Here is a 17,586-nt window from a genome sequence, read left to right on the forward strand (position 1 = left end):
CCCTACGGTTCGACCTCGGGCGGCGGCGACGGCGAGGGCTGAGCGGACGGAGGCTGTTGCTGCTGCGCCCGCTCCAGGAACCGCAGCAGCTCCACCGGGAACGGCAGCACCAGCGTCGAGTTCTTCTCCGCCGCGACGGCGACCACGGTCTGCAGCAGCCTCAACTGGAGCGCGGCGGGCTGCTCCGCCATCTGCGCGGCGGCCTCCGCGAGCTTCTTCGAGGCCTGCAGCTCCGCGTCCGCGTTGATCACCCGCGCCCGCCGCTCACGGTCGGCCTCGGCCTGCCGCGCCATCGACCGCTTCATGGTGTCGGGCAGCGACACGTCCTTGATCTCCACCCGGTCGATCTGCACGCCCCACCCGATCGCCGGACTGTCGATCATCAGCTCCAGGCCCTGGTTCAGCTTCTCCCGGTTCGACAGGAGATCGTCGAGGTCGCTCTTGCCGATGATGGACCGCAGCGAGGTCTGCGCCATCTGCGAGACCGCGAACCGGTAGTCCTCGACCTCGATCACCGCGTTCGCCGCGTCCACGACCTTGAAGTAGACGACGGCGTCGACGCGCACCGTCACGTTGTCCCGCGTGATCCCTTCCTGGGCCGGCACCGGCATCGTGACGATCTGCATGTTCACCTTGCGCAGCCGGTCGACGCCGGGCACGACCATCGTGAACCCGGGCTCGCGGACCCCGCCGGACAGTCTGCCGAGCCGGAACACGACACCGCGCTCGTACTGCTTCACCACGCGGGCCGCGGCCGCCACGTACACCATGCAGGCGGACACCGCTGCCGCGCCCGCCACGACGAGTTCCTGGACCATGACTGCCCCCAGGCGTCCGAAAGGTCCCCTCAGTCAACGATATGCCCGGCAGGCGCGGCGCGGCGAGGGTCGTGCGGGCGGTGCCTTCCCCGGTCGGTGGGGGAGTGGTGCGGTAATGTGACCGGGCCGTACAGGCCGTGAACGAGAGAACGAGGAGGTGGGTCCGATCACCGCAGTGTCAGGTCGGGAGCTCCCGCCTCCTGCCGTGCGCCGCGTCCGCTCCAGCTGAGCGGTCCGACGGCGGCGCGGCGGCCGGGAGCCCCATCGGCTTCCCGAGAGGTCACGCTTTTCCATGTCTGATCCGCTCCTCCTGCTGCCCGGTTCCGACCGGGTGGTGACCGCGCTGCGCGCCGCCGGCTGTGTCTTCGCCGAGGACGAAGCGCGCGTCCTGTTGTCCACCGCCCGCGACGGCGCCGAACTCTCCGCCATGGTGGAGAGCCGGGCCGCCGGGCTTCCCTTGGAACACGTCGTCGGCTGGGCCGAGTTCTGCGGCCTGCGCGTCGAGGTCGACCCCGGCGTCTTCGTGCCGCGCCGCCGCACCGAGTTCCTGGCCCGTCAGGCCGCGGCCCGCACGCCGGCCGGGGCCGTCGTCGTCGACCTGTGCTGCGGCACGGGGGCCGTCGCGGCGTTCCTCGCCGGGCGCCGCCCCGCGCGGCTCGTCGCCGCGGACCTCGACCCGGCGGCGGTGCACTGCGCCCGCCGCAACCTCGCCCCGCTGGGCGGCGAGGTGCACGAGGGCGACCTGTACGACCCGCTGCCCCGGTCCCTGGCCGGCCGCGTCGACATCCTCATCGCCAACGGCCCCTACGTCCCCACCGACGACATCCCCCTGCTCCCGCCGGAGGCCCGCGACCACGAGCGCCGCATGGCCCTCGACGGCGGCACCGACGGCCTGGACATCCTCCGCCGCGTGGCCCTGGAGGCCCGTACCTGGCTGTCCCCCGGCGGGCGGGCGTTCATGGAGACCAGCGCCCGCCAGTCGGACGCGGCCCTGAGGGCGGTCAGGGAAGCGGGCCTCACCCCCACGCTCGCCGAGGACGAGGACCTCGCGGCGACCGTGATCATCGCCACCGCGCACTGACGCGGGAGGGCGGATCCGCATCCGCGGCCGCGCGGGTCTTGCCGCGCGGCCGTCCGGGCCCTTTAATGAATGAACGAGCATTTATTAATGAGGCAAGAGAGAAGAAGAGGGGAGCGGTGATGGCGGGACGTCCTCGCGGTGTCGACGACGCGGTGATCCTGCGGGCGGCCGCCGAGGTGATCGGCCGGGTCGGCCCGGTCGGCCTGACCCTGGCCGCCGTGGCGAACGAGGTGGGACTCGTGCCCGGCACCCTCGTGCAGCGGTTCGGGTCCAAGCGCGGCCTGCTCCTGGCCCTCGCCGAGCGGTCCGCGAAGGACGCCGACGCGCTGCCCGGGACCGTACGCGAGGACCACGCGTCCGCGCTGGAGGCGCTCACGGCGCTGATCGTGGAGCCGATGGCGGCCATGGCCACGCCCGAGACCTACGCCAACCACCTGGCGTTCCTGTGCATCGACCTCACGGACCCCGAGTTCCACGCGCACGCCCTGGCCATCCACCGCGCCCGGGGCCGCGCCGTCGAGGCCCTGCTTGCCGAGGCCCTGACCACCGGCGAGCTCCGCGCCGGGACGGACGTCACCGCCCTGGCCGGAACCGTTCAGGCGATCGCCTCCGGCGCGGGCCTGAACTGGGCCCTCGACCGCCGGGGAACCCTCGAGCGGCGCCTGCGGCAGGAGCTCGCCCACGTGCTGGACTCGCACCGCCCGCCCCGCCACGGCCACGACCTGGAGGAATCATGACGAGGAACGCACGGCCGCTGACCGGCAAGGTGGCCCTGGTCGCCGGCGGCACCCGAGGCGGCGGCCGCGGCATCGCCGTCGAGCTCGGGGCCGCCGGTGCCACGGTGTACGTCACCGGCCGCAGCAGCGCCGCCGGACGCTCGGACCTGGACCGCCCCGAGACCATCGAGGAGACCGCCCGCCTGGTCACCGACGCCGGCGGCCTCGGCATCCCCGTCCGTACCGACCACAGCCGCCCGGACGAGGTCCGCGCCCTGGTCGAGCGGATCGCGGCCGAACAGGACGGTCGGCTCGACGTCCTCGTCAACTCCGTATGGGGCGGGGACCCCCTGACCGACTGGGCGCATCCGCTGTGGGAGCAGGACCTCGACACCGGACTGCGGTTGCTGCGGCAGGCGGTGGAGACCCACGTGATCACCAGCCGGTTCGCCCTCCCGCTGATGGTCGCCCGTGGCAGCGGCCTGGTCGTGGAGGTCACCGACGGCAACACCAACCGCTACCGGGGTTCGTTCTTCTACGACCTCGCCAAGTCGGCGGTCATCCGGCTCGCGGTGGCCCAGGCCGCCGAACTGAAGGAGCACGGCGTCGCGGCCGTGGCCGTCACGCCCGGCTTCCTGCGCTCGGAAGCCATGCTGGAGGGCTTCGGCGTCACCGAGGCCAACTGGCGGGACGGCGCGGCCAAGGACCCGAACTTCGCCGCCTCCGAAACCCCGGCCTACCTGGGACGGGCGGTCGCCGCGCTGGCCGCCGACCCCGACGTCATGGCCAGGACCGGGCAGGCCCTGGCCACGTGGGGCCTGTACAAGGAGTACGGGTTCACCGACGCCGACGGGACGCAGCCGGACTGGCCCGCGCACTGGGCCGAGGCCCTGGAGGAGGAGCACGGGCCGCTCGGCGACCCGGTGTGACCTGAGTCGCCTGCCGTCACCGCGGGGCGCGCAGCCGCAGAAGGTACGCGGCGGTCAGGGCGACCGCGGGGTCCTCGTCCCGCGCCAGTTCCCCGAGGGCACGCGAGGCCGTCGCCCCCGTGAGACCTGCGAGCGCCTGCGTCAGCCGGCCCCGCGCGGGTGCCCCGGTGGCGGGATCGGCGAGCCGGTCGACGATCCTCGTCGCGATCCCGTCGGCCGTCATGGTGTCGCCCGCCAGCGCGCCGAGGGCGTCGGCCGCATCGGTGTCGTTCCTGCCCGCCACGATCATGTCGACGAGCGTCGGAATGGCCTCGGCCGCCCCACGTGTCCCGAGCGCCAGCGCCGCGTATCCGCGGACCTCCGGGTCGGTGTCGGCGAGAGCGTCGCGCAGATGCGCGGCCGGTGCGGTGCCGGGCAGCTCGGCGAGAGCCTGGACGGCGCGTACGCGGACCGCGGCCGTGGGGGAGGCGAGGCCCTTCGCGAGGAGCGCCGGGGCGCCGTCGCCCGAGCGCGTCAGCGCCCATCGAAGGGCGCCGGCGACGTGCGGATCCGTCTCGCTCAGCGCCGCCTCGGCCAGTGCCTCCACCGGCACCTCGCCGGCCGAGGAGAGGGCCGCGCGCTGGCGGGCGTCCGCGCTCGGCGAACCGAGGGCCTGGAGCAGGGCGACGACCTGGAGGACGTCCTCCCAGCCTGCCGGGTCCGCGGCGTCGATCCGGCGCAGCCGCGTGAGCAGCTCGGTCTCGGCCGCGATGCGCTCCCGGGTCTGCCGCACGAGGTCGCCGACGAGCGCCGCGGGCGTGAAACCGGGATCGTCGAGCGCGCGCCCGATCTCCCGCAGCGACAGACCCAGGGACCGCAGGCTCTCGATGTGGAAGATGCGCCTGATGTCCTGCTCGCCGTACTCCCGGTAGCCGGAACCGGTACGGCCCGAAGGCCGCACCAGGCCCAGGGACTCGTAGTGCCGGAGCATGCGGGCACTGACTCCGGACCTTCTCGCCACCTCACCGATCAGCATGGGCCCCATTGTCCGTCCCGGGAGCGCCGGCGAGAGCCACGATGCGCCGCGCCTCCTCGATCGCCGACTCGAATCCGGCGTCCGGGTCGCGCAGCAACTGCCCGGTGGCGAGCGCGTGGGCGCGCACGCCCGGGTCGTCCATCGTGGCCGTGCCCTGCAGCACCGGCACGATCGCCTCACCCAGGGCGACCAGCGCCTGGCTCAAACTCAGCTGTGTCTCCCGCGTGCCGCGCCCGAGCTGGGTCGCCAGGACTGTGGCCAGGCCGGCCACCTCGTCCTCGGGCACGAGGACCACCGCGGCCCGCCAGGCGCTCCGCGCCACCTCGTCGTCGGCGTCGGTCAGCAGGGCCCGGGTGAGCGCCGGCCAGGCCCGCGGGTCCCCGATCTTGGACAGCGAATGCAGTGCCTGACTGCGCGCCTGCGCCTGCCCCGAGCGGAGCTCCCCGAGCAGCCCGGGGAGCGTCAGGTCCACCGGGTGGCGGGTGAGCGCCCAGGTCAGCATGTCGCGGACGAAGAACTCGGGCTCGATCGCGCACCGCTCGACGAGCGGGCCGACGAAGCGCGGATCGGGCGCCGAGCCGATCGCCATCGCCGCCCGCAGCCGCACGGACGAACGCCCGTCCTCCAGCGCCCTTAGCGCTCGCATCGCATCCGTGTCCCGCCGTGCCGTGGTCATGGGACCACCTCCTCGGCAAGCAGTGAAGACCTTGCCACGGTGTCAAGGTCAACAGGGACCTGCCGGCCGGCCGGGGGCATCGGGAGGAGCGGGAGGGGGCCGACGCCCCAGAGTTCGGGATGCGGCCGGTGTCCGGGCGGGGGAGGCGGGACGACCAACCCCCTCACCTCGAGGGCAGGGTGCGGCCGGTGTCTGGGATGGCAGGTCGGGGCCGGTGCCCGCGGTACGGAGGCCGGCGCCCCGGTCGGGGCCGGTGGAGGTCGGGGTCCCGCCCCCGGAGACGCGGGACTCCGCCCCTCATCCATGGATCCCGGTGCGGCTGGTGTCCGGCCCGGAGGCGCTGCCGGCGAAGCGGACGCCCACGCCTCGGTCGCCGGGGGGCGGGACGATCATGCTCCGCCCCCCCCGAGTCGCGGGACGACCACACCCCCCTCACCCCGTCGGTCACGGTGCGGCCGGTGTCCGAGGAGGAAGGCCGGGGCCGCTGCCGGCGAAGCGGACGCCCACGCCTCGGTCGCCGGGAGGCGGGACGATCACGCTCCGCCCCCGAGTCGCGGGACGACCACACCCCCCTCACCCCACCGGTTACGGTGCGGCCGGTGTCCGAGGAGGGAGGCCGGGGCCGGTGCCCGCTGTGCGGATGTCCACGGCCCGGTCGGCCGAGACGCGGGACCACCACACGCCCTCGCCGCGCGTGAGTCCGGGCAGTGCCACCTCGGTCTCCCGTACTCGTCGAGCCACCATCTCTCCCCGGACGACCCATGAATCCCGGCCCCCGACGGTTTCCCGGAACGAGGCACCGAGGCCGGCCAGCAGGCCGGTCACCGGGGCCAGTGCGTTCAGCGGTACCTCCACCTCGAAGGTGTGCACCGGCTCGAACACCCCCGTCCCGGCCCGCTCCAGCGCCCGCCGCACCACCAGCTCCGTGACCACGCGGAAGTCCCCGGCCACACTCAGCACCGAGTTGAAGCCCGAGTGCGTCAAGGTGACCCGGCAGTCCGTCACGGGCCAGCCGTGCGGCCCGCCCCGCCCCGCCAGCACGCTCTCCACCGTGTCGGCGATCGCCTGGTGAAAGGCCCGGGGGAGCGCCCCGAGCTCCGTCTCGTACGAGAAGACGCGCCCGGAGCCCCGCGGCCCCGGCGCGACCCGCAGCCCGACGGTCGCGGGCAGCGGAGTCGTGCTGTCCGGCCCCATCTCCTCGACCGCCGCACCGATCCCGACGGGCCGCTCCACGCACCGGATCCGGCTCGGCTCGAAGACGGTCTCGATGCCGAACTCCTGCGCCAGCGTGGCCGCGAGCACCTCCTTCTGCACCTCCCCGTACAGGAGCAGCGCGGTCGCGCCGTCGTCGGCGGCCCGCGCGTGGATCAGCGGATCCTGGTCGGCCAGATCGAGGAGCGCGGCCCGCAGGGCCGCCCCCTGACCGGGCCGGACCGCCCGTACGACCGATTCGAGCGTCGGCGGAGCGAAGCGCACCCGCCCGGCCCGCGGCGCCCCGAGCCGGTCCCCGACCCGGACCCCGTGCAGCCCGCGCACCTCGGCGATCTGCCCCGGCCCGGCGACCGCCGGACGGTCGCCGGACCCGGCCTGCGCCCCGACGACCCGCAGCCCGGTGATCCGCCCCGGCCGGCGCTCGGTGCCCCCGTCCGCGTCGGCCCGCAGCAGCGTCACGTCCTGGCGGGCCCGCACCTCGCCCTCGTACATCCGCAGATGGGCGATACGCTCACCGGCGGGCCCCCGGTGCACGGCGAACACCGTGCCGGAGGGGCCGTCACCGGTCTCCGCGACCGGCGCGGGCGGCAGGAACTCGCGTACAGAGGCCAGGAGTTGGCCGACTCCCTGTCCGCCGAGCGCGGAGCCGAGCAGCAGCGGATGGACCCGGCCCTGCGCGGTCCGTGCCGCGAGCGTCGCGCGGACGGTCGCGGCGCTCGGCGCGGGCCCGTCGACGAGCGCGGCGAGCAGGTCGTCGTCGACCTCCGCGAGGGTCAGCGCGGCGGCCTCCCGCACCGCCGGGTCGTCGAGCGAGCGGGCCACGACGCGGGCACCCGGGGTCCCCTCCGCGCGCACGTCCGCCAGCGGCACCACGTGCGGCGTGAGCCGCCGCCGGATGTCGTCGAGCAGCGGGGCGATCCGCGCCCCGGCCCGGTCGACCTTGTTGACGAAGATCAGCGTGGGCAGGCCGAGCCGCCGCAGCGTCTTGAGGAGCAGGCGGGTCTGGGCCTGCACGCCCTCCACCGCCGAGACGAGCAGGACGGCCCCGTCGAGCACGTCGAGCGCGCGCTCGACCTCGGCGATGAAGTCGCTGTGCCCCGGGGTGTCGATGAGATTGATGCGGGTGTCGCCGACGGTGAACGACGCGACGGCGGAGCGGATCGTGATGCCGCGCTGCCGCTCGATGGCGCCGGTGTCGGTGCGGGTGTCCCCGGCGTCGACGCTGCCGAGCCGGTCGATGGCACCCGTGTCGAACAGGAGCCGCTCGGTGAGGCTGGTCTTACCGGCGTCGACGTGGGCGACGATCCCGATGTTCAGGGTGGAGCGGAGCTGCTGGGGCTGCATGGAAGGTCGAGTCCTCGAAAGTGTTCGTCCGGCGGGGGCGCTGAACTGCTTCGAGGAATCGGCGCATTCGGGTGCTCCAGATCAAGCGGGGTCGATGACCGGCCCATGGTGCCCGAAGGACAGGGGCGGGCCGCAAGTCATTTTCGCGGGGCGCCGAACTTCCGTACGTACCGCTTCTGCCAGGGCGTCTCCACCGCACGGGGGTCGTAGTGCCGGCGCACGTACGCGACGGCCTCGTCCGAGGGCACGCCGTCCAGGACCGCCAGACAGGCGAGCGCCGTCCCCGTCCTGCCGCGCCCGCCCAGGCAGGCGAGCTCGACCCGCTCGCCGGAGCACCGGCGCAGCACGTCGCTCAGCACGGCGCGGGTGCGGGCCGGATCGGCGGGGAGGCGGAAGTCGGGCCAGCGCAGCCAGTCGGACTCCCAGTCCACGGGCTCCGGCGGCGCGCCGAGCAGGTAGACGCCGTACGCGGGCAGGGGGCCCGCCGGGAGTGCGTGGCGCAGGCCGCGCCCGCGCACGAACCGGCCGGACGGCAGCCGCAGCACACCGGGAGCGTCCGCGTCCCAGAACTTGTGGGGGTCCTCGGTCACCATGCGGCCAGCCTAGAGCGGGGCCCGGGGCCGAGGGGCGGGTACGGGGGGGGGGGGGGGGGGGGGGGGGGGGGGGGGGGGGGGGGGGGGGGGGGGGCGGGGCGCGGGGGCCCCGGGCGGGGGGGCGGCCCCCCCCCCCCCCCCCCCCCCCCCCCCCCCCCCCCCCCCCCGCAGGTTCTCCGTCCGTGAGAGGGATCCGTGATGGTGGGATCAGTGCGTGGGATCCGTGAGTGGGGATGGAATCGGGTGTGGCGATCGGGTGCGTGTCCTGGTTCGCCCGCCCGGGCCTAGGTCGTGGTGTCGCGACCGCTCTTCATCGCGACGCCGACACACGCCAGGCCCAGCAGCACCGCGAGGCCGCCGATGATGACGTTGTTGATGATCACGCCGCGGTCGGGGCTGTCACCCACGACCCAGGGGGAGATGATCATCCACACGCCCATCGCGCAGATGGCCGCGCTGAGGCCGGACATCCGGGCAGGTGCGACCGTGAAGCCCAGGCCCAGCAGCGCGATCGCGATCCCCATGACGAGGTTGTGCGACGCGAGGACGGGCTGGTTGGCGGTGAAGTGCACGACCCAGGGGGAGATGGCGCAGTAGAGGCCGAGCAGGAACACCGGCCCGTCCACGAGCGCGCTTTGGCGGCCACCGAGCATACGTGCGTACCGGTCCCGCATTTCGTGTACGTCGGGGTGACTCGAGAGATCGCCCCTGTGATGGGAAACGTCGGCCATGGAAATCGACTCCTCTTTCACCGAGTCCGACCGCGTCGCGCGGTGGGGCCGACCGTCGGGACGGCAGAGCCGCGCATATCCATTCTGCGCTTATTTGTTATTTATGTGTACCCGGGTTGACCAGGTGATTGTTGGGGATCATGGCGGCCTCGGCGAGCTCGGGCACCTCCGCGACCGCGATGCCCGCCGCGGCGAGCACCCCGATCCCGTCCGCGCCGGGCACGAACGTGTCCGGTTCGCGCCACGCGGTCACCACCCGGCCCGCCCCCGCCTCCACGATCAGCCGGGCGCACGGCTTCGGTCGCGAGGCCCGCCGGCCGCAGGGCTCCAGGCTGCTGTAGACGGTGGCCCCGGTCAGGCGCGGCTCGTCGCCGGCCAGCTTGGCGAGGGCCGCCTCCTCGGCGTGCACGGTCGGGTCGCCGCCCTCGCGCGAGTAGCCGCGGGCCAGCTCGGTGCCGTCCGCGGCCACGACGACCGCGCCCACGCTGAAGGCCGTCCGGGACGGCGGGCACAGCGTCGCCAGGTCGCAGGCGATCCGCAGCCAGTGCCGGTCCGCCGGGGTGGCCCGCGCCGTGTTCCCCGGGACCGTGGGCGCGTACCGCGTCACGATCATGTCCCCGACCTGCTCGGTGCCGAGCACCCGCATCCGGCTGCGCGGTCCGCCGGGGTAGTCGCCGGGTCCGAACAGGCGCGGCGCGTCCGCTTCGCCCACGACCAGCGGGGCCACGGCCAGCCGCAGTTCGTCCGCGAGGCCGAGCCGCAGCAGCCGCGTGTGCACCCGCGCCCCGCCCTCGACCATCAGCCGCAGCACCCCGCGCCCGCCCAGGTCGTCGAGGAGCGCCGCCCAGTCGACGGCCGGGCCCAGGGCCACGACCTCGGCGGCCGCGCCGAGCCGGGCCCGCGCCGGCCCGGCGCCCGCGTCCGTCGTGTAGACGAGCCGGTCGCCGCCCGTCGTCCAGAAGGGATCCGCCGGGTCGAGGTCGCCGGACCCGCTCACGGTCACCTTGAGCGGGTACGCGGGGCGGCCCTCCGCGACCCGCCGGGCGCGCCGCGGCTCCGAGTTGACGAGCAGCCGGGGCCGGTCGGCGCGCAGGGTGCCCGCCCCGACGAGCACCGCGTCGCTCTCCGCGCGCAGGGCGTCGACCCGGTCGAAGTCCTCGGGGCCGGACAGCAGCAGCCGCTCCGGGCCGGTGTTGTCGAGACAGCCGTCGAGCGAGACGGCGGCGGACAGCAGCACGTGGGGGCGGGACATGGCGGCTCCGTGACCAGGAAGGACGTGGAGAGCGAGCCTATCGAGACCGGGACTCGGGGCAGGGGAGAGGGGAGAGAGGAGAGGGCGGCCCGGCGCTCAGGCGGGGGGATGGGTCCGGCTCGCCCCGATGTCCGCGCTCAGCCAGTGCTCGGGCAGCAGCTCCACCAGGGCCACGCCCTCGGGTCCGAAGCCGCGCAGCGCGTTGTCGGTGTACGTGGCCACCACGTCCGGGGCCAGATACCGGCCGACGATCGCCGCGATGTCCTCGGCCGTCGCCGTGCGCAGTCGCACCGGGCCCTCCGCCGACACGTACCGGAACGTGGGTTCGACGCGCTGCACGAGCAGCGTGGCCCGGCCCGCGGCGGCCAGCAGGCGCGCCTTGCGGCTGTCGCTGCCGGTGACGAAGGTGAACGGGCCGCCGCCGGGCCGGTAGGCGTACCAGATCGGGACGTTGAGCGGGCCGCGTCCCTCGCGGGCGTCGACCGCGAGGCACGCGGGACGCGTCCCGGCGAGGAACTCTTCGCGCTGCTCCGGCGTGAGCGGCATGGGCCTCCCTCGGCCGTGGGACGGTGCTGTCCCTCCCGTTGTACCGGTGGTGCTCGGGTAACGCATGTGGCGGAAGTGCGAGATCGCCGAGGCGGGCCCAGAATCTTAGACATGTCCCTTATGTCCGCAGGTGTGACATGGCTCGGACTCGGCCTCACGGTCGGCACGGCCGGACTGGTGACGTACGGTCTCGCGGTGCTGCCCTGTTCGGCCTCGGTCCGCCAGGAGGACGCCGAACTGGCCTGCCGCCCGGCACGCCGTACGGCACTGGCACTGGGGTTGCTGGGTGCGGCCTCACTGGTCGTGGGCACGGTGTTCCTCGTGCTCCACATGACGGACTTCAGCTGACACGGATCTCGAAGAACTCGCGAAGGAGCGTTTCATGACCACCGGTCAGAAGACCGTCATCACGCCCGTACGGGATCTCGACGCGGCCAAGGCCCTCTACACGGAACTGCTCGGCGTGCAGCCCGCCGTCGACGAGCCGTACTACGTGGGCTTCGAGGTCGCCGGACAGCATTTCGGGCTCGATCCCAACGGGCACAAGAGCGGCATGACCGCACCGGTCGGCTTCTGGACCGTGGACGACATCACCAAGTCGGTCGAGTCCCTGGTCGCCCGGGGCGCGGAGGTCGTCCAGGACGTGACCGAGGTGGGCGGCACCCGGCGGGTGGCGAAACTCAAGGACGCCGACGGGAACGTGTTCGGCGTGCTCCAGGACTGACCCGGGCACGGGCGGGGCCGCACCCCGAGGGGTGCGGCCCCGCCCTTCGACCCGATCGCTCAGAACCCGCCGTACGGGCGCGTGATGACTTCCATCCCGTGACCCGCCGGGTCCAGGAAGTAGACCCCGCGGCCCCCGTCGTTGTGGTTGATCTCGCCGGGCTGCCTGAGATGCGGATCGGCGTAGTACGTGATCCCGGCTTCCCGGATCCGCCGGAAGATCCCGTCGAACTCCTCCTCGGTGACGAGGAAGGCGTAGTGCTGGGTGACGATCGAGTCGGCCGGGACGGTCGCGAAGTCGAGCGTCACGCCGTTGCTGAGTTCGAGCGGGATGAAAGGACCCCATCCGTCCCCGGCGACGAGCCCGAGAACGCCTGCCAGGAACTCGGCGGACTCCCGGTTGTCCCGGGAGTGGACGATGGTGTGATTGAGATGTACTGCCACGATGGATTGCCTCCAGAAGGCAACTCCGGCACCTCCATGCCTCACCCGGACGGTGACCGGCACGCGATGCTGTCTCGATCGTAACCCGCCCGCCACGCCGGTCACACAGTTGTTCGCAGCGCCCCGTCGAAGGTCGCCGCCGCCAGGCCGAAGGACAGCGTCATGCCGATCCCGGACGTCACCGTCACGGCCCGCACGCCCGGGGCGAGGTCACGGACCAGGAGCGGGCCGCGCTCGCTGCTCGCGTAGACCCCCTGCCAGCGCTCGGTCACCCGCACCCCGGCCGGGTCGACACCGAGGACCCGGGCCGCCTCGCGCAGCAGCAGACGGTTCGTCGCCTCGTCCTGGAAGGGGATCTCCGTCGTGTCGTACGCGTGCGAGTCGCCGACCAGGACCGTGCCGTCGGGCAGGCGCGTGAACATCACGTTGGCGCCGATGTCGAGCAACTCCGCGCTGTGCCCGCTCACTTCCTCCCGCAGTGCGGCCGCGGACGGCATCGCGGTGAAGCCGTCGTAGCGCAGCATTGAGGTCGCGGTGAGGACCGCGGCGTCGCCGCGGAATCCGGCCGGCGCCACTATCCGGGCCATCGACAGACGGCAGCGCTGGATGCCGTGGGCCTCCGCCTCGGCCGGGCGCAGCCGGTCCAGGTCGTGGCCGACGCAGAGCAGGATCTGGTCGCCGTGCACCGGGCCGCGGCTGGTGTGCACGGTGCCGCTCTCGACGCCGACGACGTTCGTGCCCCACGCGATCTGTACACCGGACTGCGCGGCGAGCCACGCGGCGAGCTTCGGCGCCGCCTCCCGCGGGTTCACCCGCAGGTCGGCGGGGAGTACGGCGCCGCCGACCAGGTCGTCGCGTCCGTCGGCGGAGCGGCCGAGCGCGTCGGCCACCTCGTCGCGCGTGCGCATCCGGACCGCGTCGGTGCCCCGCTCGTCGCGCAGCTCCTCCAGGACGGCCAGCTCGGTCGCGGACCTGGCCACGACGAGCGCGCCCGCCTCCGGGGCCCAGAGTCCGGCCTCGGCGGCGGCGTCCAGCCATCCGGTCCGGGACCGCCGCGCCAGATCGAGCAGCTCGCCGCGCTGGGCCGTGACGCAGCAGTGCCCGAAGTTGCGGACGGACGCGCCGACCGGCCGCAGGTCCCGCTCGACGATCGTGACGCTCAGTCCGCGCCGGACCGCCTCGACGGCGTGGGCGAGACCGACGATGCCCGCGCCGACGACCACGAGATCGGAGCGGGTGCCCGGCAGGGAGGAGCGGGCGGGAGTGGGTGCGGTTGCGATGCTCATGCCGACCACCCTGCGGACCGACCCGCGCCCCGGGCAAGTGTTGTCTATACAAGTTTCCCGACTGTTTACCGGACGGCCGCCAGGCCCCACCTTGATTCGTCGGGTGCCGGGCTGCGAGACTTCGTGTTGTGAAGACAAGTGATGACGGGCCGCTGCACCAGCGGCTCGGGGCCGAGTTCCGGCGGCGGATCGCGTCGGGGGAGTGGCCCGAGGGGCAGCCCGTGCCGACCGAGGCGCAACTGTGCGAGGAGTTCGGCACCTCGCGCGGACCCGTGCGCCAGGCGCTGGCCCAACTGCGCGCCGAGGGCCACCTCGTGGGCGGGCGCGGCCGGCCGCCGGTGGCCCGCAGGATCGCGCCCTCGCAGCCGTTCGCGTCCCTGATGTCGTTCACCCAGTGGGCGCACTCCATCGGGCGCACCCCGGGCCAGTACACCGTCGAGGTGGCCCGCCGCCGCGCCCTGCCCGACGTCGCGGGCCGGCTCGGCCTGGACGAGGGCGCGCCCGTCGTCGACCTGGTCCGGGTCCGGCACCTCGACGGGGTGCCCGCCATGATCGAGCGCTCCACGTTCGTCCTCGACGCCGGCCTGCACCTGTTCGCCGTCGACCCGGACGCCGGATCCGTCTACGAGGCCCTGACCTCGCGCGGGGTCGACCTGCACCACGCCCGGCACACCATCGACGCCATCGCGGCCGGACCCGAGGACGCCGGACTCCTCGGCATCGAGGCCGGGCAGCCGCTGCTGCGCGTCCGCCGGCTCGCCCACACCCGCGACGGCACCCCCGTCGAGTACGCGGACGACCGCTACCTGCCCGCCATGGCCACCTTCACCATCGAGAACACCGTCGGGGGCCGCACCGTCGCCGGACGCGACCCCTCCGACGCCGCACCGCACCGAACCACCAGTGAGGAAACCGAGTGACCGCCCAGACCCCCGCCCCCGCGATCGAGCTCGCCGTCTTCGACATGGCCGGCACCACCGTCGAGGAGCACGGCGCCGTGTACGAGGCGCTGCGCCACGCCGTCGAGACGACCGGAGCGTCCGTCGCCGCGACCGACCTGCAGACCTGGATGGGCACCGACAAGCGCGAGGCCATCGCCGCGCTCGTCCGCATCGGCGGCGGCACGCCCGACGCCGCGCTCGTGGAGCGCCAGTACGAGGTGTTCCGCGCGTATCTGCGCGAGGCCTACGCGAAGACGCCGCCGGAGCCGATCGCGCAGGCCGACAAGGCGCTCGCCGAGCTGCGCGCCCGCGGCATCAAGGTCGCGCTCACCACGGGCTTCAGCGACGACGTGGCCCTGCCGCTGCTGGAGTCGCTCGGCTGGGCCACCGGCGAGGGCGGCAACCTCGACGCCGTCGTGACCTCCGACGAGGTGCTCCGCGGCCGCCCGGCCCCGTACATGATCCACCGCGCCATGGAGAAGGCCGGCGTCGTCGACGTGCGCCGGGTGCTCGTCGCCGGGGACACCGCCGTCGACCTGGAGGCGGGGACGAACGCGGGCGCCGGGGTCGTGGTGGGCGTGCTCACCGGTCAGCTGACCCGTGAGCAGCTCGAGGCCCACCCGCACTCCCACGTCCTGGACAGCGTCGCGGACGTCCCCGGCCTGCCCGAGACCGCCCGCGCCTGACCTACGCCAGCGCCGCGTCCACGATGGCCTGCGCCTCGGCCTGCACCTGGGCGAGGTGCTCGGCCCCGCGGAAGGACTCGGCGTAGATCTTGTAGACGTCCTCCGTGCCGCTGGGCCGCGCCGCGAACCACGCGTTCTCCGTGGCCACCTTCACGCCGCCGATCGCCGCGCCGTTGCCCGGTGCCTCGGACAGGCGGGCCGTGATCGGCTCGCCCGCGAGGGTGTCCGCGGTGATCGCGTCCCCTGTGAGCTTCGCCAGGCGGGCCTTCTGCTCCTTGGTCGCCTTGGCGTCGATCCGGGCGTAGGCGGCGCCGGACGCCCCGTGCTCGGCCGCGAGTTCCGCGTAGTAGGCCGACGGCGTCTTCCCGGTGACGGCGGTGATCTCGGCGGCGAGCAGGGCCAGCAGGATGCCGTCCTTGTCCGTCGTCCAGACCGTGCCGTCCGTGCGTACGAAGCTCGCGCCGGCGCTCTCCTCGCCGCCGAACGCCACCGAGCCGTCGACCAGTCCGGGCACGAACCACTTGAACCCGACCGGCACCTCCACCAGTTCACGCCCGAGCGAGGCGGCGATCCTGTCGATGACGGCGCTGGAGACCAGCGTCTTGCCGACGGCCGCCGACGCCGACCAGTCGGGCCGGTGCGTGAACAGGTAGTGGATCGCGACGGCCAGATAGTGGTTCGGGTTCATCAGGCCCGCGTCCGGGGTGACGATGCCGTGCCGGTCGGCGTCCGCGTCGTTGCCGGTCAGCAGGTCGTAGTCGTCCCTCCGGGCGAGGACCGAGGCCATGGCGGGCGCCGAGGACGGGTCCATCCGGATCTTGCCGTCCCAGTCCAGTGTCATGAAGCGCCACGTCGGATCGACCTCGGGGTTCACCACTGTGAGGTCGAGCCCGTACATCTCGGCGATCCGCGCCCAGTAGTCGACGCTCGCGCCGCCCAGCGGATCGGCGCCCACGCGCACCCCGGCCGCCCGGATCGCCTCCACGTCCACGATGTTCCTCAGGTCCGCGACGTAGTGCTCACGGAAGTCGTACGGCTCCCAGGCCGGCTCGGCGTCCGAGCGGGGGGACCACGCGGGGTCCTCCAGCAGCTCGTTGGCGCGGTCCGCGATCCACGAGGTGGTCGTCGAGTCGGCGGGACCGCCGTTCGGCGGGTTGTACTTGAAGCCGCCGTCGCGCGGCGGGTTGTGGCTCGGCGTGATCACGATGCCGTCGGCGCGGTCGGCGGGCCCCGTCGCGTTCCAGCGCAGGATCGCGTGGCTCAGCGCGGGCGTCGGCACGAAACCGTCGTGCGCGTCGGCCAGCACCCGCACCCCGTGCGCGCTCAGCACGCCGAGGGCGGTCTTCAGCGCGGGCCGGGACAGGGCGTGCGTGTCCGGGCCGATGAACAGCGGGCCCGTGATGCCCTCGGCCGTGCGGTGTTCGACGATGGCCTGCGTGATCGCGGCGATGTGCTTCTCGTTGAAGGCGCCGTCGAGGCTGGAGCCGCGATGGCCACTCGTGCCGAAGACGACACGCTGCTCGGGGCGCGTGACGTCGGGCTCCCTCGTGTAATAGGCGTCGATCAGCTCGTCGAGGTCGACGAGGTCGTCCGGCCGGGCGGGGGTTCCAGAGCGGTCAGTCATGGGAGCAGTCTCCCATCCGCGGCATGGGCGGGACCTGGACGCCCGGCGACGTGTCCGGTCCGGCGGCGCGCGGCCACCGGACCGGACGGACCGTCAGCCTTCGGACCCTTCCTGAGCGTCCTGCGCGTACTGCTCCAGGACCCGGGCGATGTCGGCCTCGGACGCCTCCTTGGTGATGCCGAGTTCGGCGAGCACGCCGGTGCCGTTCGCCTGCTCCAGGAGTGCGAGCAGGATGTGCTCGGTGCCGACGTAGTTGTGCCCGAGGCGCAGCGCCTCACGGAACGTCAGCTCCAGCGCCTTCTTGGCGTCCGCGTCGAACGGGATGAGCGCGGGGACGTCGTCGCCGCCCTCCGGCAACGCCGCCGTCGCCGCCTGCCGCACGGTGTCGAGCAGGACGCCCTGCGCGCGGATCGCCTTGGCGCCGAGGCCGTCCGGCTCGTGCAGCAGCCCGAGCAGCAGGTGGGCCGTGCCGATGGAGCTGTGACCGCCGGCCTTCGCCTCGTTCTGCGAGGCGACGACGACGTTGCGCGCCCGCGGGGTGTAGCGGTTGAAGCCCTGCTGCGGGTCGAGGTCGCCCTCGGAGCCCTTCGCCACGAAGCGCTTCTGCGCCGCCTGCCGGGTGACTCCCATGCTCTTGCCGATGTCCGTCCAGGAGGCGCCGGAGCGGCGGGCCTGGTCGACGAAGTGGCCGATCAGGTGGTCGGCGATGTCGCCGAGGTGGTCTGCGGCGAGCACCGCGTCCTGGAGTTGTTCGAGGGCGTCGGTGTGGACGTTCTTGATGGCCTCGATCAGGTCGTCGAGGCGTACGGGCTGATTCATGCCGACCGGATTCGTCATGAGGCAACCCTAGGTTGACAGTGCGGGGGTGTCAACCTTCAGTTGACACTCTGCTTCGGGAGGTGATCGGGGAAATGCGACCCGAAGGGTCTGCATTTCAGGGGCGCGGGGAACTGCGCGACCAGCCCCCAC

The 17,586-nt window shown here is 73.6% G+C and carries 19 protein-coding genes; 7 read left to right on the forward strand and 12 right to left on the reverse strand.

Features of this window, described 5'->3' with window-relative positions; all coding sequences use genetic code 11:
* Positions 1 to 2: 2 nt before the first annotated feature.
* Complete coding sequence (locus ACIBTU_RS01250) at positions 3 to 818, reverse strand: slipin family protein (protein ID WP_399123787.1); 816 nt, start codon at positions 816 to 818, stop codon at positions 3 to 5.
* 292 nt (positions 819 to 1,110) lie between these two features.
* On the opposite strand from ACIBTU_RS01250, the gene ACIBTU_RS01255 reads away from it, so the two are divergent.
* The 3 genes from ACIBTU_RS01255 (at position 1,111) to ACIBTU_RS01265 (ending at position 3,544) form a co-directional block, all read left to right on the forward strand.
* On the forward strand, positions 1,111 to 1,899 hold the full coding sequence (locus ACIBTU_RS01255) for a putative protein N(5)-glutamine methyltransferase (protein WP_399123788.1): 789 nt from the start codon (positions 1,111 to 1,113) through the stop codon (positions 1,897 to 1,899).
* A gap of 119 nt (positions 1,900 to 2,018) precedes the next feature.
* On the forward strand, positions 2,019 to 2,636 hold the full coding sequence (locus ACIBTU_RS01260; protein WP_399123789.1) for a TetR/AcrR family transcriptional regulator: 618 nt from the start codon (positions 2,019 to 2,021) through the stop codon (positions 2,634 to 2,636).
* A complete protein-coding gene (locus tag ACIBTU_RS01265; RefSeq protein WP_399123790.1) occupies positions 2,633 to 3,544 on the forward strand; it encodes an SDR family oxidoreductase in 912 nt (303 codons plus the stop codon). The genes ACIBTU_RS01260 and ACIBTU_RS01265 overlap by 4 nt, the downstream gene beginning before the upstream one ends.
* 16 nt (positions 3,545 to 3,560) lie before the next feature.
* Here ACIBTU_RS01265 and ACIBTU_RS01270 read toward each other — a convergent pair whose 3' ends face one another.
* The 7 genes from ACIBTU_RS01270 to ACIBTU_RS01300 form a co-directional block, all read right to left on the reverse strand.
* A complete protein-coding gene (locus ACIBTU_RS01270) occupies positions 3,561 to 4,559 on the reverse strand; it encodes a MerR family transcriptional regulator (RefSeq protein ID WP_399123791.1) in 999 nt (332 codons plus the stop codon).
* Entirely contained in the window at positions 4,546 to 5,235 is a 690-nt protein-coding gene (locus ACIBTU_RS01275) for a HEAT repeat domain-containing protein (RefSeq protein ID WP_399123792.1), read from the reverse strand. The genes ACIBTU_RS01270 and ACIBTU_RS01275 overlap by 14 nt, the downstream gene beginning before the upstream one ends.
* A 585-nt stretch (positions 5,236 to 5,820) precedes the next feature.
* Positions 5,821 to 7,791 (reverse strand): tetracycline resistance ribosomal protection protein Otr(A), encoded by a 1,971-nt coding sequence (gene otr(A) / locus ACIBTU_RS01280; RefSeq protein ID WP_399123793.1) that lies wholly within the window; start codon positions 7,789 to 7,791, stop codon positions 5,821 to 5,823.
* 137 nt (positions 7,792 to 7,928) lie between these two features.
* Positions 7,929 to 8,384: a protein phosphatase gene (locus ACIBTU_RS01285; RefSeq protein WP_399123794.1), complete on the reverse strand. Its 456-nt coding sequence runs from the start codon at positions 8,382 to 8,384 to the stop codon at positions 7,929 to 7,931.
* Positions 8,385 to 8,668: 284 nt separating this feature from the next.
* A complete protein-coding gene (locus ACIBTU_RS01290) occupies positions 8,669 to 9,115 on the reverse strand; it encodes an SPW repeat protein (protein WP_399123795.1) in 447 nt (148 codons plus the stop codon).
* A gap of 97 nt (positions 9,116 to 9,212) precedes the next feature.
* Complete coding sequence (locus ACIBTU_RS01295; RefSeq protein ID WP_399123796.1) at positions 9,213 to 10,367, reverse strand: dihydrofolate reductase family protein; 1,155 nt, start codon at positions 10,365 to 10,367, stop codon at positions 9,213 to 9,215.
* Between the two features lie 96 nt (positions 10,368 to 10,463).
* Positions 10,464 to 10,913, reverse strand: coding sequence for a pyridoxamine 5'-phosphate oxidase family protein (locus ACIBTU_RS01300; RefSeq protein WP_399123797.1), 450 nt, complete (start codon positions 10,911 to 10,913; stop codon positions 10,464 to 10,466).
* Positions 10,914 to 11,024: 111 nt separating this feature from the next.
* Between ACIBTU_RS01300 and ACIBTU_RS01305 the strand changes: the two genes are divergently transcribed.
* A complete protein-coding gene (locus ACIBTU_RS01305; protein WP_188335249.1) occupies positions 11,025 to 11,261 on the forward strand; it encodes a hypothetical protein in 237 nt (78 codons plus the stop codon).
* Between the two features lie 34 nt (positions 11,262 to 11,295).
* Positions 11,296 to 11,637, forward strand: a complete 342-nt coding sequence (locus ACIBTU_RS01310; protein WP_399123798.1) for a VOC family protein — start codon at positions 11,296 to 11,298, stop codon at positions 11,635 to 11,637.
* A gap of 59 nt (positions 11,638 to 11,696) precedes the next feature.
* On the opposite strand, the gene ACIBTU_RS01315 is transcribed toward ACIBTU_RS01310, so the two are convergent.
* Complete coding sequence (locus ACIBTU_RS01315) at positions 11,697 to 12,080, reverse strand: VOC family protein (protein ID WP_399123799.1); 384 nt, start codon at positions 12,078 to 12,080, stop codon at positions 11,697 to 11,699.
* A gap of 101 nt (positions 12,081 to 12,181) precedes the next feature.
* Entirely contained in the window at positions 12,182 to 13,366 is a 1,185-nt protein-coding gene (locus tag ACIBTU_RS01320) for a TIGR03364 family FAD-dependent oxidoreductase (protein ID WP_399123800.1), read from the reverse strand.
* A gap of 128 nt (positions 13,367 to 13,494) precedes the next feature.
* Here ACIBTU_RS01320 and ACIBTU_RS01325 point away from each other — a divergent pair, with 128 nt between their 5' ends.
* Both ACIBTU_RS01325 and ACIBTU_RS01330 read left to right on the forward strand, forming a co-directional pair.
* The gene (locus ACIBTU_RS01325) at positions 13,495 to 14,286 is read left to right on the forward strand and encodes a GntR family transcriptional regulator (RefSeq protein ID WP_399123801.1); all 792 of its coding nucleotides are present in this window, start codon (positions 13,495 to 13,497) and stop codon (positions 14,284 to 14,286) included.
* Positions 14,283 to 14,993 carry a phosphonatase-like hydrolase gene (locus ACIBTU_RS01330; RefSeq protein WP_399123802.1) on the forward strand — a complete coding sequence of 237 codons (711 nt, stop codon included), beginning with the start codon at positions 14,283 to 14,285 and terminating at the stop codon, positions 14,991 to 14,993. The genes ACIBTU_RS01325 and ACIBTU_RS01330 overlap by 4 nt, the downstream gene beginning before the upstream one ends.
* 1 nt (position 14,994) lies before the next feature.
* On the opposite strand, the gene pgm is transcribed toward ACIBTU_RS01330, so the two are convergent.
* A complete protein-coding gene (gene pgm / locus ACIBTU_RS01335) occupies positions 14,995 to 16,617 on the reverse strand; it encodes a phosphoglucomutase (alpha-D-glucose-1,6-bisphosphate-dependent) (protein ID WP_399123803.1) in 1,623 nt (540 codons plus the stop codon).
* 93 nt (positions 16,618 to 16,710) lie between these two features.
* Positions 16,711 to 17,454, reverse strand: coding sequence for a Clp protease N-terminal domain-containing protein (locus ACIBTU_RS01340; RefSeq protein WP_399123804.1), 744 nt, complete (start codon positions 17,452 to 17,454; stop codon positions 16,711 to 16,713).
* Between the last annotated feature and the right edge of the window lie 132 nt (positions 17,455 to 17,586).

This window comes from Streptomyces sp. NPDC050145, assembly GCF_044460245.1.
Taxonomy (GTDB): Bacteria; Actinomycetota; Actinomycetes; order Streptomycetales; family Streptomycetaceae; genus Streptomyces.